Source organism: Bacillus sp. DNRA2 (assembly GCF_012843265.1).
Lineage (GTDB): Bacteria > Bacillota > Bacilli > Bacillales > Cytobacillaceae > Bacillus_BU.
This window is the reverse complement of record NZ_JABAIT010000032.1, coordinates 1-15,496: the sequence shown is the minus strand read 5'-3', so window position 1 is coordinate 15,496 and position 15,496 is coordinate 1. Positions and strand designations below refer to the sequence as shown.

The following is a 15,496-nucleotide window of genomic DNA, read 5'->3' as shown; positions in this document are numbered from 1 at the left end:
GAGTTTCGTAAAGGTGGTGCAGGGTGATGAAGAATTCTTTTTCACGCTTTTTTGGCCTGGGCGAAAAGGGGGAACAGGTTCAAATTGAAGAAGAAGAACAATTGAGCGAGCGTGAAGAAATACGAAAAATCGCAATCGACAAAATAGTTCCGAATCGTTTCCAACCGAGAACGGTTTTTGACGAAAATAAAATTGAAGAATTAGCAAGAACAATACGAACACATGGGATTATTCAACCAATCGTTGTAAGAGAGTACGAAGATGATAAGTTTGAAATAATCGCGGGGGAACGTCGTTGGCGTGCGATGAAAAAATTGGGCTGGGAAGAAGCTCCTACAATTGTTAAAAATTTGACGGATACAGAAACAGCCTCTGTTGCATTAATAGAAAATCTTCAACGTGAGGAACTATCACCGATTGAAGAAGCAATTGCGTATGGGAAATTACTTGAACTTCATAATCTTACCCAAGAAGCACTTGCGCAGCGTCTCGGTAAAGGCCAATCAACGGTTGCAAATAAATTACGTCTCTTAAAGCTTCCACAAGAAGTCCAAGATGAGCTATTGAATAAAACAATAACCGAGCGCCATGCCCGTTCACTCATTCCACTAAAGGATCCAGAGAAGCAGGTACAGCTACTCCATGAAATCATTGAAAAACAACTAAATGTTAAGCAAACAGAAGATCGAGTTGTTAAAATGCTTGAACAATCGGATGTAAAGCCAAAGCCAAAACGTAAGGCTTTCAGTAAGGATATGAGAATTGCTGTAAATACGATTCGTCAATCATTATCAATGGTTTCAGATAGCGGCATTAATTTGAACTCAGAGGAAGAGGAATTTGAGGATTTTTATCAATTTACAATTCGGATTCCAAAGAAAAGTTAATAGATTGATTATTAATAGATAATTACGAGTATGGAGAGTGCGAACTGTCAATTTGATTGGCGTCCACTCTCTTTTTTGTTTTTGGCATCATTAAGTTTCATAGATTATGGATTCAATGCAGTAAATATACTATTTTTCCAATATTAATCTCATTTTTACTTGTATCACTTAACAAGATTTTAAATAAATTTTCGATAATCGTTTCCTTTTCATGTTAAAATAGAATACATGATTGCTAGTGTACCCCATAGGATAATCGTCTCTATGAGTTCATTTTTAGGAAAATGAAGGTAGGTGATGTCGTGAGCAAAGTTATTGCTATCGCGAACCAAAAAGGAGGAGTCGGTAAAACGACCACCTCTGTAAACCTAGGCGCCTGCTTAGCATACATAGGGAAAAAGGTCTTGTTAGTAGACATTGACCCGCAAGGAAATGCTACAAGCGGTATCGGAATTGAAAAAGCAGATGTGAATCAATGCATTTATGATGTATTAGTCGATGATGTTGAAGCTATTAAAGTGATTAAGCCAACTGCCGTTGAAAACTTATTTGCGATTCCAGCCACAATTCAATTAGCTGGAGCTGAAATAGAGCTTGTCCCAACGATCTCACGGGAGGTTCGCTTGAAACGTGCTTTAGAAGAGGTTAAGGATCAATTTGATTATATTATTATCGATTGTCCTCCATCCCTCGGCTTATTAACACTAAATGCTTTAACAGCTGCAGATTCCGTCCTTATCCCTGTACAATGCGAGTACTATGCTTTAGAAGGTTTAAGTCAATTATTAAATACAGTCCGCCTTGTTCAAAAACATCTTAATCATGATTTAACAATTGAAGGTGTTTTATTAACGATGCTGGATGCACGGACAAATTTGGGCTTGCAGGTTATTGAAGAAATCAAAAAATATTTCCAAGATAAAGTTTATAAAACCATTATCCCAAGAAATGTTCGTCTTAGTGAAGCTCCGAGCCATGGAGAACCAATTATTAAGTATGATGCGAAATCACGAGGTGCTGAGGTTTATTTAGATTTGGCAAAGGAAGTGGTTGTAAATGGCTAAAGGTTTAGGAAAGGGCTTAAACGCATTCTTTTCGAATATTGAAGCTGATTCAGAAGAAGCTGTGCAAGAAATTAAGCTTAAGGAACTTCGTCCTAATCCATATCAGCCGCGGAAAATTTTCCAACAAGAGGCGATTGACGAATTAAAGCAATCTATTCTTGAACATGGAATTCTTCAACCAATTATTGTTCGGAAAAGTATTAAAGGTTATGAGATTGTTGTTGGTGAGAGACGCTTTCGGGCTGCAAAGGAAGCGAAGCTTGAAACAGTTCCAGTTGTTGTTCGTGAATTAAATGAGCAACAAATGATGGAGCTTTCTGTTTTAGAAAATCTTCAACGTGAGGATTTAACACCGATTGAAGAAGCAGCGGCCTACCAAATGCTCATGCAGAAGTTAGAATTAACTCAGGAGCAATTGGCCAATCGACTTGGCAAAAGTAGACCTCATATCGCTAACCTAATTCGCTTGCTATCGCTTCCACAAAAAATCCAAGATTTAATTTCCTCTGGAAAAATCTCAATGGGTCATGGACGAGCATTGTTAGGATTACGTAAAAAGGAAAGTATCCCAGCAGTGGTCGAGAAGATCATGAAAGAAAACTTAAATGTCCGTCAGCTTGAATTGTATATCCAGCAACTGAATGATCATGTTTCACGTGAAACAAAGAAGGAAAAGCCGAAGAAAGATGTATTTTTAATTGAACGGGAATCCCTTTTGCGTGAACGATTTGGTACGACAGTCAATATTAAGCAAACTAAAAAGAAGGGAAAAATTGAGATTGAGTTTCATTCAAAAGAAGATTTAGAGCGGATTTTGGAATTACTTGATCAAAATAATTTTTCCTAGCCAACCAATGTGTTGGCTCTTTTTTTTATTGGCTGTGTTAAAGCTTAGTGTTGATTTTTCTCATGTTGATTGGAGCGGAAGGCACGAAGACTCCTGCGGGAGTAGCTTGTATGGGAGACCCCGCAGGCGCGAATGCGCCGAGGAGGCTCCCAACTAGCCACTAAGGTGCGCGAAGTGCCTGCAGCGGAAATAAACATTCACGTTTAACAGAGCCTTTCTATTAAAAATGCGATATTGGAATGAATGCGTCTATTTAAAACTCTTATGAGAAAAAAGAGGTGAAATTTTTGTGCAATAGTGTTAATTTTGTACTATTAGCTTTTTCTATTTCTTGTAATGGTAGATGAATAGGGGATGTACATGGTCTTATTAGGAACAATTGTAAATGGTCTATTAATCGTTTTAGGGACATTATTAGGTAAAATATTCCATAAAATACCTGAGAAAATGAAAAACTCCGTTATGACTGTAATTGGACTAGCTGTTGCGGTTTTGGGTTTACAGATGGGTTTTAAAAGTGAGAACTTTTTAATCGTGATTATTAGTCTGGTAATCGGAACGGTAATTGGGGAGTATTTTGAGTTGGAAGATAAGCTGAATGCGGTTGGTTTGTGGTTGGAGAAAAGAATCGGTTCAAACGGGCACGGCAGTATTTCAGAAGGGTTCGTGACAGCGACGCTCATTTTTGTTATCGGAGCAATGGCTATTATAGGTGCGCTAGATAGCGGAATCCGCGGTGATCATGATGTCCTCTATACAAAGGCAATTATAGATGGTTTTACATCTATTATTTTAACGACAACATTAGGAATCGGTGTCGTGTTTTCAGCAATTCCTGTTGTGCTTTATCAAGGAACAATCGCGATATTTGCAACGCAAATTGATCGATTTGTTGCACAAGCATTAATGGATTCATTCATTGTTGAAATGACTGCAACAGGTGGTGTTATGATTTTTGCTATCGGTCTAAATTTAATCGGGATAACCAAGGTAAGAGTGGCGAACCTCCTCCCTAGTATTATTATCACCGGGATCATCGTGACAATTATCTACTTCTTTAAATAACAAGCTTTTAAATGCAAAAAAGAAAGGGATTAAAATGTCCCTTTCCTATTTATGTTTATTGATTGAATGGCTATTAAGGAGTGTTCTCGTTTCCAACTTTTTCCCATGATAAATCGGACCAGCGCCCACCACGAGTGTAGCTCATGCTTGCTTCATGAATTCCGTTGGCAATTGTCTTTGCCATTTTTAGGACTAAATTCAATCTCGTATTCTGTAATACAAAAAATTCCATAAATCCACTAACATTCACAATTCCAGTAATATGGAGATTGCCCACCTCAGGTAGATCTTTATTAACACCGGCACCCGGTTTTACAGGCCCTTCAGCAATTTGAATGACGCCGACGCTTTTTAGGCGTCCTAGACACGCATCGATTCCAATAATAAATGGATTAACGTGTTTGTCATGAATATCGTTTAGCTGTTCTTTTAAATTGACTGCATGAATTGGGTTCTCTAATGTTCCATATACAAAAAAAGGAGAAATCATTTTTTCTTCAAGAAGAGTTCCGACAAGGGGGCCTAATGAATCTCCAGTAGAGCGGTCAGTTCCAATACATACAAAAACGATGGGACGGTTAGCATTCAAGCCAGACATTTTTGTTGTTAGTTCTATTGCCAATTTTTCAGGTGCTGCGATTTCATCATGAAGAATTCTTGAACTCCCGCCTCTCTTATCAAAGAAATTTGGCATAAAATTCATTAGCTTCCACCTCTTCTCATTGTACTAACAGTATACGGATATTCTTGGCAATGTATACGTCTGTTGTTAATAAAATGAAACTTTTCAGGAAATTTTATTAGTGCCTTTTCATTTTTATGTAAATGCCGTTTTCTGTTAAGATAAATAAAAAGATTCTTATATACAAAGTAGGTGATGATGTTTGAAGTTAACTGATAAAGATATCGAAAATGTAACCGAGAAACTTGTTGATCAGGATACATGGATTTATCTTGGGACAGTAACATTAAAGATTGTAGCAATCTTTATCATTTCTGGTCTCATCGTTCGAATTGCTAAGCTTGCGATAAAAAATATTTTTAAGGTACGTTCATTGTCTCCGCTTCGGACTTCAGAACGGCGGGATACCACACTTGCAAAGCTATTACAAAATATTGTTACGTATGTAATCTATTTTATTGCGTTTATTATGATGTTGTCCACGTTAAACATTAATATTGGACCAATATTAGCAGGTGCAGGGGTTGTTGGTCTTGCGGTTGGGTTTGGAGCTCAAAACTTGGTTAAAGATATCATAACGGGCTTTTTTATTATTTTTGAAGACCAATTTTCAGTTGGTGATTATGTCAGAATTGGACAATTCGAAGGTGATGTTGAAGAAATTGGACTTCGTACTACCAAAATTAAAGGATTAACTGGTGAGCGCCATATTATTCCGAATGGTAGTATTGCAGACGTAACTAACTTTTCCATTCACAATAGTAAAGCAATCGTTGATGTTGGGATTGCATACGAGGAAGATATTGATCGGGCAGAACAAGTTATTCGTGAGTTATTGGAAACTTTACCTGAAAAATATGAAGAAATTATTTCACCTCCACAACTTTTGGGAGTGCAGAATTTCGGACCATCCGAAGTGGTATTGCGGATTGTTGCAGAAACGCAACCTATGAAGCATTTTCTTGTATCACGTGCTATTCGCAAGGAAGTTAAGCATTGGTTAGATTTACAAGGTATAGAAATTCCGTTCCCTCGGCTTGTAATGTATTCTCGTGCAGAGCAGGCGCTAGATAAACAGGTATAACCGGAAAAAGAGGAGGGTCAATCATGCAAGAAATCACATTTAGCTTAAATGATATAGTTGAAATGAAGAAGCCTCACCCTTGTGGTACCAATCGCTGGAAGATCATTCGTATGGGGATGGATATTAGAATAAAATGTGAAGGCTGCGGCCACAGTGTCTTAATTCCTCGTCGTGACTTCGCACGCAAAATGAAAAAACTACTTGTAAAGCATGAAGACTAAATTCATGCTTTTCTTTTTTTGAAGGCTGGCTAATGTGTAGTGTTGATTGTTCAAAAGTTGATTGGAGTGAAAGGCACGAAGACTCCTGCGGGAGTAGCTGGTATGGGAGACCCCACAGGCGCGAATGCGCCGAGGAGGCTCCCAACTAGCCCCGCGGAAAGCGTAGTGCCTGGAGCGGAAATCAACATTTCTGTTTAAGACAGCTTTTTTGAAAGTAAAGCTTCTGTCTTTGAAATAAGCATACATATTTCCAAGCTTGTTTTTTTACCAGCTTGTATCTATAATTGTGAAAGACTATAAGCTTTGAACGTAACTAGACATTACAACACTTAATATAGAAGAATTTGAGGAGTGAAACAGGATGGCTTTAACAGCTGGTATTGTTGGTTTACCTAATGTAGGAAAATCAACATTATTTAATGCAATTACCCAAGCAGGTGCGGAATCTGCCAATTATCCGTTTTGTACGATTGACCCGAATGTCGGAATCGTTGAAGTACCTGACCATCGTTTGAACAAACTAACAGAACTAGTACAACCTAAAAAAACAGTACCAACTGCATTTGAATTCACAGATATTGCCGGAATCGTAAAGGGTGCTAGCAAAGGTGAAGGTTTAGGGAATAAATTTCTTTCTCACATTCGTGAAGTAGATGCCATTTGTCAGGTTGTCCGATGCTTTGCAGATGATAATATTACTCATGTTGCGGGTAAGGTAGACCCAATTGATGACATCGAAACGATTAACTTAGAGTTAATTTTAGCTGATATGGAATCAGTTGAAAAAAGAATTGGTCGCGTTGAAAAATTAGCTAAGCAAAAAGATAAGGATGCTACAGCTGAATTTGAAGTTCTTTCAAAACTAAGAGAGGCATTTGAAGCGGAGAAGCCAGCTCGTACTGTAGAATTTACTGATGAGCAACTGAAAATCGTTAAGGGACTCCATTTATTAACGATTAAACCAGTTCTTTACGTTGCAAATGTATCTGAAGATGATGTGGCGGATCCATCAGGAAATGAATATGTTCAAAAGGTAAAGGCATTTGCCGAAAAAGATAACGCCCAAGTGATTGTTATTTGTGCAAAAATTGAATCAGAGATTGCTGAACTTGATGGAGAAGAAAAAACAATGTTCCTTCAAGAGCTAGGCATAGAAGAATCAGGTCTTGACCAGTTAATTCGTGCTGCATACAGTTTGTTAGGATTAGCTACTTACTTTACCGCAGGGGTTCAGGAGGTCCGTGCCTGGACATTCCGTAAAGGGATGAAGGCTCCGCAGTGTGCTGGAGTCATCCATTCAGATTTTGAACGTGGCTTTATTCGTGCTGAAACGGTTGCCTATGAAGATTTACTCGCAGCAGGAAACATGACAGCAGCAAAAGAAGCTGGAAAGGTTCGCCTTGAAGGAAAAGAATACGAAGTAAAAGACGGCGACGTCATCCACTTCCGATTTAATGTTTAATAGCACTTCCAACTGGATATGAATGAAAAGGATGACTTTAAATTAAAAGAGTCATCCATTCTTTTTTTCATTTACATGACATTGCAAGTCTTTTAAAGATATGCTATACTTTTAACTTGTGAGTAATGAATAGTTGCTCCTTGCCCTTATGGGGCCGCTTAGACCAAAAGGAGGTGAAAGTGATGAAAAAGTACGAAGTTATGTACATCATCCGTCCAAACATTGAAGATGAGGCGAAAAAGGCTTTAGTTGAACGTTTCAATACGATCCTTGCTGATAACGGTGCGGAAGTAAATGAAACAAAAGATTGGGGTAAACGTCGTCTTGCTTACGAAATCAACGATTTCCGTGACGGATACTACCAAATCTTAAATGTTAACGCTACTCCAGCTGCGGTTGAAGAATTCTCCCGTTTAGCTAAAATCAGCGAAGACATCATTCGTCATATCGTAATTAAACAAGAAGTAAAATAATTTTGATTTGACATATTCTTCCATTATATCAATGTTTCACGTGAAACACTGATATGTTTGAAGAAAGGAGTTGGTTCTGATGATGAATCGTGTAGTATTAGTTGGCCGTTTAACAAAAGATCCTGATTTACGCTATACCCCGAACGGCGTTCCAGTTGCAACCTTTACGCTTGCAGTAAATCGAACTTTTTCGAATCAGCAAGGCGAAAAGGAAGCAGATTTCATTAATTGTGTGATTTGGCGACGTCCTGCTGAGAATGTGGCCAATTTCTTAAAAAAAGGAAGTCTGGCTGGAGTTGACGGTCGGATTCAAACACGTAGCTATGAAGGACAAGATGGTAAACGTGTTTATGTAACAGAAGTTGTTGCTGATAGTGTTCAATTCCTTGAGCCAAGAGGCAGCAATTCTGGTGACAGAGGCGGAAACGGATTCTATAACGAACCACCAAGAGAACAAGGTTCTCCGTTTGGAAATAATCAGAATCAACGACCTAACAATAACAACAATAACAATAACAACAAAGGCTATACTCGCGTAGATGAAGATCCATTTGCCGGAAGTGGACAAATTGACATTTCTGATGATGATCTTCCATTCTAAAGTTGAGGAAAAGCAACCGATATTAATAATTAAGTAAAGGGGGTCACTCAAATGGCAGGAGGACGTAAAGGCGGACGTGCTAAACGTCGTAAAGTGTGTTACTTCACAGCGAACGGAATCACACACATCGATTACAAAGAAGTGGATTTATTAAAAAAATTCATCTCTGAGCGTGGTAAAATCTTACCTCGTCGTGTAACTGGCACAAGTGCTAAATACCAACGTAAATTGACTGTTGCGATTAAACGCGCACGTCAAATGGCTTTATTACCATACGTTGCAGGTGAATAAATAAGAGAAAAGACAGTGGGTACGCTCACTGTCTTTTTTTATCTAAAGACGTAAACAGTTGGCAGTTTGAAATGTTGAATCAATTGATTTTACTAGCTAAAATAGAGGTAAAGACTGTCTTTTTTATGGAGGTATTAATGAAAAACGCGAGTCAGTTAACAAAAGGAGCAATGTTTTTAGCGATTTATTCTATAATATTGTTAATAACGTTGTATATACCACTTCTAGGGTCCATCACCGTTTTTTTTCTACCGCTTCCATTCATATTGTTTGCTGTGCAAAACAATTTGAGAAGTTCACTTATATTAGTTGTTGGAGCCTTGTTATTATCGATGATTTTGGGAACGATGCTAAATCTCCCACTGACATGGTTTTTTACGGCAATGGGGGTATCGATCGGTTACCTCATTAGACAGAGGAAACATCGATGGTTTATTCTTGCAACGACATCGTTTGTTACTTTATTTAATACCATAGTCCTCTATGGTGTAATAGTCGTCTTTTTTAAACAAAACGTTATTAAGTCGTCTATGGATATGGTGGAAGAATCGTATCAAATGAGCTTTAAGATGCTGGAGAGCATGGGGCAAAAACCGAGTCAGCAGGTGGTTCAACAGTTAGATGCATCACTTAAAATGTTTGAAACACTTATGCCAAGCATCTTTGTTATCTTTTCATTTATGCTTGTTTTTTTTGTTATGCTGATATCTTTGCCGATTATAAAACGTTTTGGTGTTAAAGTAGTTGATTGGTCTCCACTGCGTGAATTAAGTCTACCGAAAAGTTTGCTTTGGTATTACTTAATCAGCATGGGCCTTAGCTTATTGGTGAATCCTGAACCAGGTACGTATTTCTACATAGCAATCGCTAATCTCGTCTTTATTTTACAATTTGCGATGATTATTCAAGGTGTTTCACTCATTTTTTATTATTGTCACGTGAAAGGGCTTGGGAAAGCAGTGCCGATTGTGATTGTAGTTTTTTCAATGTTACTCCCATTTCTCCTTTATATTGTGAGGATATTCGGTATAATTGACCTAGGATTTAATTTAAGAAATCGGATTGTTAAGAAGTAGTTAATTCACTTTATCTAGTGTTGCTGTTTTTCTTTATAAATCACTTTATTATTACAGTCTGGGAGCTGAAATTATGCCTTCTTTTTTGGAGAAAAAATCAATGCGGTATTGGTTATTTGGGTTAATGGGCTTAACTCTTGTCATACTTGGTCTGTTAACTTATTATAACTGGCTTATTGGTCTTTTCGTTTTCTTTCTCACAGCGATCCCATACTATTTTATTTTTTACATCTCCAGAATTCAGAGAAAAGAAGCAGAAGAATACATATCAACTCTTTCTTACCGAGTAAAAAAAGTCGGTGAGGAAGCATTAATGGAGATGCCAATTGGAATCATGCTCATTAATGATGATTATTGTATTGAATGGACGAATCCGTTCTTAGCATCATTTTTCCAAGAGGACCGTTTAGTAGGTCGCTCGCTTTATGATGTTGCTGATATTTTAATACCACTCATCAAACAAGAAGTAGACACAGAGATTATTACGTTACATGAACGAAAGCTTCGCGTGATCCATAAACGGGAGGAACGATTATTATACTTTTTTGATGTGACTGAACAAACAGAAATTGAAAAAATGTATCGTGATGAACGAACCGTTATTGGTATCATCTTTTTAGATAACTATGATGAACTTACACAAGGAATGGATGACCAGGCAAAAAGCAGTATCAATAACCTGGTTACTGCCCTACTGAATAGCTGGGCAAAGGAAAATGGCGTCTTCTTAAAACGAGTTTCTTCAGAACGCTTTATTGCTGTATTTAATGAACATATTCTGCAATTTTTGGAAAAAGGTAAGTTTACCGTTTTGGATGAAGTTCGTGAAAGTACATCAAAGCAAAATGTCCCTTTAACGTTAAGTATTGGTGTAGGTACAGGCGTCTCCTCCCTTCCTGAACTTGGGTCTTTAGCGCAATCTAGTCTTGATCTTGCCTTAGGGCGAGGTGGTGATCAGGTTGCAATAAAAAAAATGAATGGTAAGGTTAAGTTTTTTGGTGGGAAAACAAACCCGGTTGAAAAACGCACAAGAGTTAGAGCTCGTGTTATTTCCCATGCTTTGAAAGAGCTTATTACCGCCAGTGATAAAGTCATTATCATGGGGCATAAAAATCCTGATATGGATGCAATTGGCGCATCAATTGGCATACTTAAAGTTGCAGAAATGAATCAACGTGAAGGATTTATTGTCTTTGATCATAATCAAATTGAAGCAAGCGTAGGCAGATTGATGATGGAAATCAAACAGAAGGAAGCTTTGTATTCTCGAATGATCAATCCAGAGCTAGCGTTAGAAATTGCTACTGATCGCACGCTTCTAGTAATCGTTGATACACACAAGCCATCAATGGTCATTGAAGAAAAGCTTTTGTCAAAAATAGACAATGTTGTGGTGATCGATCATCATCGCCGCGGTGAAGAATTCATTGACAATCCTTTGCTTGTTTATATGGAGCCATATGCCTCTTCTACTGCTGAGTTGGTAACAGAATTACTCGAATATCAGCCAAAACGTGGTAAAATTGATATGCTTGAAGCAACCGCACTATTAGCTGGAATCATTGTTGATACAAAGAGTTTTACGTTAAGAACGGGATCACGTACCTTTGAAGCAGCATCTTATTTGCGGGCTCAAGGTGCCGATACGATTTTAGTTCAAAAATTCCTGAAAGAAGATATCCGCACATTTATTAAACGTTCAAAATTGATTGAAACCGTTTATTTTTACCATGATGGGATCGCAATCGCTAAAGGCAGTGAGGATGCTGTATATGATCAAGTGGTTATTGCTCAGGCAGCTGACACATTATTGGCAATGAATGGAGTGGTAGCTTCATTTGTGATTTCCAAAAGAAACGATACAAGTGTAGGTATCAGTGCAAGATCTTTAGGTGATATCAATGTTCAGGTAATTATGGAGCTGTTAAACGGTGGAGGACACTTAACTAATGCTGCAACACAATTAGTGGTCCCTTCGGTTGCAGAAGCTGAAGCGCTTCTTCACCAAGCCATCGATGAATACTTAGAAGGAGGCAAAAAGGAATGAAGGTAATTTTTTTAAAGGATGTTAAAGGAAAAGGCAAAAAAGGCGAAATAAAAAATGTTGCAGATGGTTACGCCCAAAACTTCTTATTGAAGCAAGGGTTAGCAATAGAAGCATCACAAGCGAATATGAGCTCTCTTGATGCGCAAAAGAAAAAAGAGCAAAAGCAAGCTGCAGAGGAATTGGAAGAAGCAAAAAAATTAGGTGCTCAACTTGAAAAAATTACTGTAGAACTTACAGCGAAATCAGGAGAAGGCGGCCGTCTGTTTGGTTCGATAACAAGCAAGCAAATTGCTGAAGAACTTCAGAAAAAGCATAAAGTTAAAATTGATAAACGCAAAATTGAACTGGCAGATGCGATCCGTAGTTTAGGCTACACCAAGGTACCAGTTAAACTGCACCATGACGTGACAGCTACATTAAATGTTCACGTGAAGGAAACAAACTAAATTTGGCAGTTCCCATTCATAAAAAATCTTGATAAAATGTAAGAGTTGAACAAACAGTGATCGGTTTTAACTGATCACTTTTTTCATACATCATGGTCAATGTATAGAAGTCATTCCTCTCGATAAGGAGGTTTTTTATAGATGAATGATGCATTAACAGATCGTCTTCCTCCCCAAAATATTGAGGCAGAACAGGCAGTATTAGGGGCAATATTTCTTGAACCTGCAGCGTTAATAATGGCTTCCGAGATATTAATTCCTGAGGATTTTTATCGCAGCTCTCATCAAAAAATCTATGAAATGATGCTGAAACTTAATGACCAAGGGAAAGCAGTAGACTTAATAACGGTAACTGAGGAATTGGCGGCAGCTAAATTGCTTGAGGACACTGGCGGGGTTCGCTATTTAAGTGAATTGGCTGCAGCAGTCCCAACAGCGGCTAACATCGAATATTATGCAAAAATCGTGGAAGAAAAGTCGATTTTACGTCGTTTAATTCGTACTGCTACTGGCATTGCTCAGGATGGTTATAATCGTGAAGATGAAGTTACCGCCTTGCTTGGTGAGGCAGAAAAAAGTATCCTAGAGGTTGCTCAGCGAAAAAATGCTGGTGCCTTTCATAATATTAAAGATGTATTAGTAAGAACCTATGACAATATTGAACTACTAACAAATCGTAAAGGTGATATTACAGGAATTGCTACTGGCTTCGCTGAGTTAGATCGAATGACGGCAGGATTCCAACGAAATGATTTAATTATCGTAGGGGCGCGTCCCTCTGTAGGTAAGACCGCCTTTGCTTTAAATATTGCGCAAAATGTAGCGACAAAAACCGGTGAAAATGTAGCAATTTTCAGTCTCGAAATGGGGGCTGAACAGCTTGTTATGCGTATGCTTTGTGCAGAAGGCAATATTAATGCTCAAAACCTCAGAACGGGTGCACTTACAGATGAGGACTGGGGTAAATTAACAATGGCAATGGGGAGTCTGTCTAATGCAGGTATTTTCATAGATGATACACCTGGTGTTAGAATCGGTGAAATTCGGTCTAAATGCCGACGCTTGAAGCAAGAACAAGGCTTAGGAATGATTTTAATAGATTACTTGCAACTGATTCAAGGTGATGGACGTTCAGGTGAAAACCGTCAGCAAGAAGTATCGGAAATTTCCCGCTCGTTAAAGCAACTTGCCCGTGAGCTACAAGTCCCTGTTATTGCCTTATCACAGCTATCTCGTGGTGTGGAACAGCGTCAAGATAAGCGTCCGATGATGTCTGATATTCGTGAATCAGGAAGTATCGAGCAGGATGCTGATATTGTTGCCTTCCTATATCGTGATGACTATTACGATAAGGAATCTGAGAATAAAAATATTATTGAAATTATTATAGCAAAACAACGTAATGGTCCAGTTGGAACCGTTCAACTTGCCTTCGTCAAAGAGTATAATAAATTCGTGAATTTGGAGACTCGTTACAACGATTCTTCGATGCCTCCGGGTGCTTAAAGCTGGTTAACCTAATATTAGGTTAACCTTTTTTTGTTATTTCATTCAGTTTATATTCTTTGTTTTGATGATAAAATATTATATTTCTATCATTTTTTCGATAAAACAACTAGTCATTTCCGAACATATAATATAAGTTTTATTAAAATGTTCGTGTTTTATTGACTTCCTTAGTATAAAATTGATAAAATTAGTTTGTTTGAATCGGGAAAGTTATAATGAAATAAATTACATATAACCTGGGAGGTTCTTTAAGATGACATCTGTAGTTGTTGTCGGTTCACAATGGGGCGACGAAGGAAAAGGAAAAATCACTGACTTTTTATCGGAGAATGCTGAAGTTATTGCACGTTATCAAGGTGGGAATAACGCAGGTCACACAATAAAATTTAACAACGAGACATATAAGTTACATTTAATTCCATCCGGTATTTTCTATAAAGAGAAAATTAGTGTAATTGGTAATGGTATGGTCGTGGATCCAAAGGCTTTAGTTCACGAGCTTAAAGGGCTACAAGATCGTGGCATTATAACTGAAAACTTACGAATCAGCGATCGCGCACACGTAATTCTTCCTTATCATCTTAAATTAGATGAAGTTGAAGAAGATCGTAAAGGTGATAATAAGATTGGTACAACGAAAAAGGGAATCGGCCCGGCTTACATGGATAAAGCTGCTCGTATTGGTATCCGTATGGCAGACCTTTTAGACCGTGAAGTATTTGAGGAGAAATTAGCACGTAACCTCGAAGAAAAAAATCGATTATTTGAACGGATTTATGAAACAGAAGGCTTCAAGATTGAAGATATTTTAGATGAATACTATGAGTACGGACAACAAATTAAAAAATATGTTACTGATACTTCAAAGGTATTAAACGATGCTTTAGATGAAGGCCGTCGTGTTCTTTTTGAAGGTGCACAGGGTGTAATGCTTGATATTGACCAAGGGACATATCCATTTGTTACCTCTTCTAATCCTGTTGCTGGTGGTGTAACAATTGGGTCAGGTGTAGGTCCAACAAAAATAAATCATGTTGTTGGGGTGTGTAAGGCTTACACAACTCGTGTTGGTGATGGTCCATTCCCTACAGAACTTCATGATGAAATTGGTCACCAAATCCGTGAGGTAGGCCGTGAATATGGTACAACAACTGGAAGACCACGTCGTGTTGGCTGGTTTGATAGTGTTGTTGTTCGCCATGCTCGTCGTGTTAGCGGAATCACTGATCTTTCTTTAAACTCCATTGACGTGTTAACTGGTATAGATACAGTTAAAATTTGTGTTGCCTACGATTACAAAGGTGAAACTATTACAGAATATCCTGCAAACTTAAGAGTTTTGGCTGATTGTGTGCCAGTCTATGAAGAACTACCAGGATGGACTGAAGATATCACTAGTTGCAAAACATTAGATGAGTTACCAGTAAATGCAAGACATTATTTAGAGCGTGTTTCTCAGCTTACTGGTATCCCATTATCGATCTTCTCGGTAGGACCAGACCGCAACCAAACAAATGTAGTATTTAGCCCTTGGAGATAAATTGAAAAGCTTGAGTGGCTTAATCAGAGGCTTATAACCAGAGCCTCTAGCCACCGCAGCTAGACAATTTCAAGACACAGAAAAGACGTGCGAGAATGCACGTCTTTTTGTGCGACGGGCAGTCGCATGGAGTGTTGATCCAGTCAGCACTCTTCTTTTAATTATCTGACAGAGACGTCATTTCGATGAAACGACTGGTTG

Annotated in this window: 16 protein-coding genes; 15 read left to right on the top strand and 1 reads right to left on the bottom strand. The window is 38.2% G+C overall.

Features of this window, described 5'->3' with window-relative positions:
• Nucleotides 1-26 precede the first annotated feature (26 nt).
• The 4 genes from noc to HHO41_RS19655 all read left to right on the top strand — a co-directional run bounded on the left by noc (nucleotide 27) and on the right by HHO41_RS19655 (nucleotide 3,863).
• The gene (gene noc / locus HHO41_RS19670; protein ID WP_169101906.1) at nucleotides 27-887 is read left to right on the top strand and encodes a nucleoid occlusion protein; all 861 of its coding nucleotides are present in this window, start codon (nucleotides 27-29) and stop codon (nucleotides 885-887) included.
• Nucleotides 888-1,189: 302 nt separating this feature from the next.
• The gene (locus HHO41_RS19665; protein ID WP_169101904.1) at nucleotides 1,190-1,951 is read left to right on the top strand and encodes an AAA family ATPase; all 762 of its coding nucleotides are present in this window, start codon (nucleotides 1,190-1,192) and stop codon (nucleotides 1,949-1,951) included.
• The gene (locus HHO41_RS19660) at nucleotides 1,944-2,798 is read left to right on the top strand and encodes a ParB/RepB/Spo0J family partition protein (RefSeq protein WP_169101902.1); all 855 of its coding nucleotides are present in this window, start codon (nucleotides 1,944-1,946) and stop codon (nucleotides 2,796-2,798) included. Before HHO41_RS19665 ends, HHO41_RS19660 begins: the two co-directional genes overlap by 8 nt.
• A gap of 360 nt (nucleotides 2,799-3,158) precedes the next feature.
• Nucleotides 3,159-3,863 (top strand): DUF554 domain-containing protein, encoded by a 705-nt coding sequence (locus HHO41_RS19655; protein ID WP_169101900.1) that lies wholly within the window; start codon nucleotides 3,159-3,161, stop codon nucleotides 3,861-3,863.
• A 73-nt stretch (nucleotides 3,864-3,936) separates the two neighbouring features.
• On the opposite strand, the gene yyaC is transcribed toward HHO41_RS19655, so the two are convergent.
• Nucleotides 3,937-4,566: a spore protease YyaC gene (gene yyaC, locus HHO41_RS19650; protein WP_169101898.1), complete on the bottom strand. Its 630-nt coding sequence runs from the start codon at nucleotides 4,564-4,566 to the stop codon at nucleotides 3,937-3,939.
• A gap of 181 nt (nucleotides 4,567-4,747) precedes the next feature.
• Between yyaC and HHO41_RS19645 the strand changes: the two genes are divergently transcribed.
• The 11 genes from HHO41_RS19645 (at nucleotide 4,748) to HHO41_RS19595 (ending at nucleotide 15,295) form a co-directional block, all read left to right on the top strand.
• Entirely contained in the window at nucleotides 4,748-5,629 is an 882-nt protein-coding gene (locus HHO41_RS19645; RefSeq protein WP_169101896.1) for a mechanosensitive ion channel family protein, read from the top strand.
• A gap of 23 nt (nucleotides 5,630-5,652) precedes the next feature.
• The gene (locus tag HHO41_RS19640) at nucleotides 5,653-5,850 is read left to right on the top strand and encodes a DUF951 domain-containing protein (protein ID WP_169101894.1); all 198 of its coding nucleotides are present in this window, start codon (nucleotides 5,653-5,655) and stop codon (nucleotides 5,848-5,850) included.
• Nucleotides 5,851-6,211: 361 nt separating this feature from the next.
• Complete coding sequence (gene ychF / locus HHO41_RS19635; protein WP_169101892.1) at nucleotides 6,212-7,312, top strand: redox-regulated ATPase YchF; 1,101 nt, start codon at nucleotides 6,212-6,214, stop codon at nucleotides 7,310-7,312.
• A 182-nt stretch (nucleotides 7,313-7,494) separates the two neighbouring features.
• Nucleotides 7,495-7,785, top strand: a complete 291-nt coding sequence (gene rpsF, locus HHO41_RS19630) for a 30S ribosomal protein S6 (protein WP_169101890.1) — start codon at nucleotides 7,495-7,497, stop codon at nucleotides 7,783-7,785.
• A gap of 79 nt (nucleotides 7,786-7,864) precedes the next feature.
• The gene (ssb, locus tag HHO41_RS19625; protein ID WP_169101888.1) at nucleotides 7,865-8,386 is read left to right on the top strand and encodes a single-stranded DNA-binding protein; all 522 of its coding nucleotides are present in this window, start codon (nucleotides 7,865-7,867) and stop codon (nucleotides 8,384-8,386) included.
• Nucleotides 8,387-8,437: 51 nt separating this feature from the next.
• Nucleotides 8,438-8,677, top strand: a complete 240-nt coding sequence (rpsR, locus tag HHO41_RS19620) for a 30S ribosomal protein S18 (protein ID WP_169101886.1) — start codon at nucleotides 8,438-8,440, stop codon at nucleotides 8,675-8,677.
• Between the two features lie 137 nt (nucleotides 8,678-8,814).
• The gene (locus tag HHO41_RS19615; protein WP_169101884.1) at nucleotides 8,815-9,753 is read left to right on the top strand and encodes a YybS family protein; all 939 of its coding nucleotides are present in this window, start codon (nucleotides 8,815-8,817) and stop codon (nucleotides 9,751-9,753) included.
• Between the two features lie 73 nt (nucleotides 9,754-9,826).
• Entirely contained in the window at nucleotides 9,827-11,800 is a 1,974-nt protein-coding gene (locus tag HHO41_RS19610) for a DHH family phosphoesterase (protein ID WP_169101882.1), read from the top strand.
• Nucleotides 11,797-12,246, top strand: coding sequence for a 50S ribosomal protein L9 (gene rplI / locus HHO41_RS19605; RefSeq protein WP_169101880.1), 450 nt, complete (start codon nucleotides 11,797-11,799; stop codon nucleotides 12,244-12,246). Before HHO41_RS19610 ends, rplI begins: the two co-directional genes overlap by 4 nt.
• Before the next feature lie 141 nt (nucleotides 12,247-12,387).
• Nucleotides 12,388-13,752: a replicative DNA helicase gene (dnaB, locus tag HHO41_RS19600; protein WP_169101878.1), complete on the top strand. Its 1,365-nt coding sequence runs from the start codon at nucleotides 12,388-12,390 to the stop codon at nucleotides 13,750-13,752.
• A gap of 256 nt (nucleotides 13,753-14,008) precedes the next feature.
• Nucleotides 14,009-15,295 carry an adenylosuccinate synthase gene (locus HHO41_RS19595; protein WP_169101868.1) on the top strand — a complete coding sequence of 429 codons (1,287 nt, stop codon included), beginning with the start codon at nucleotides 14,009-14,011 and terminating at the stop codon, nucleotides 15,293-15,295.
• Nucleotides 15,296-15,496 lie beyond the last annotated feature (201 nt).

Coding starts and splice junctions, on each gene's coding strand:
- noc (WP_169101906.1), top strand. CDS start 27: ATGAAGAATTCTTTTTCACGCTTTTTTGGCCTGGGCGAAAAGGGGGAA.
- HHO41_RS19660 (WP_169101902.1), top strand. CDS start 1,944: ATGGCTAAAGGTTTAGGAAAGGGCTTAAACGCATTCTTTTCGAATATT.
- HHO41_RS19655 (WP_169101900.1), top strand. CDS start 3,159: ATGGTCTTATTAGGAACAATTGTAAATGGTCTATTAATCGTTTTAGGG.
- yyaC (WP_169101898.1), bottom strand. CDS start 4,566: ATGAATTTTATGCCAAATTTCTTTGATAAGAGAGGCGGGAGTTCAAGA.
- HHO41_RS19640 (WP_169101894.1), top strand. CDS start 5,653: ATGCAAGAAATCACATTTAGCTTAAATGATATAGTTGAAATGAAGAAG.
- ychF (WP_169101892.1), top strand. CDS start 6,212: ATGGCTTTAACAGCTGGTATTGTTGGTTTACCTAATGTAGGAAAATCA.
- rpsF (WP_169101890.1), top strand. CDS start 7,495: ATGAAAAAGTACGAAGTTATGTACATCATCCGTCCAAACATTGAAGAT.
- ssb (WP_169101888.1), top strand. CDS start 7,865: ATGATGAATCGTGTAGTATTAGTTGGCCGTTTAACAAAAGATCCTGAT.
- rpsR (WP_169101886.1), top strand. CDS start 8,438: ATGGCAGGAGGACGTAAAGGCGGACGTGCTAAACGTCGTAAAGTGTGT.
- HHO41_RS19615 (WP_169101884.1), top strand. CDS start 8,815: ATGAAAAACGCGAGTCAGTTAACAAAAGGAGCAATGTTTTTAGCGATT.
- HHO41_RS19610 (WP_169101882.1), top strand. CDS start 9,827: ATGCCTTCTTTTTTGGAGAAAAAATCAATGCGGTATTGGTTATTTGGG.
- rplI (WP_169101880.1), top strand. CDS start 11,797: ATGAAGGTAATTTTTTTAAAGGATGTTAAAGGAAAAGGCAAAAAAGGC.
- dnaB (WP_169101878.1), top strand. CDS start 12,388: ATGAATGATGCATTAACAGATCGTCTTCCTCCCCAAAATATTGAGGCA.
- HHO41_RS19595 (WP_169101868.1), top strand. CDS start 14,009: ATGACATCTGTAGTTGTTGTCGGTTCACAATGGGGCGACGAAGGAAAA.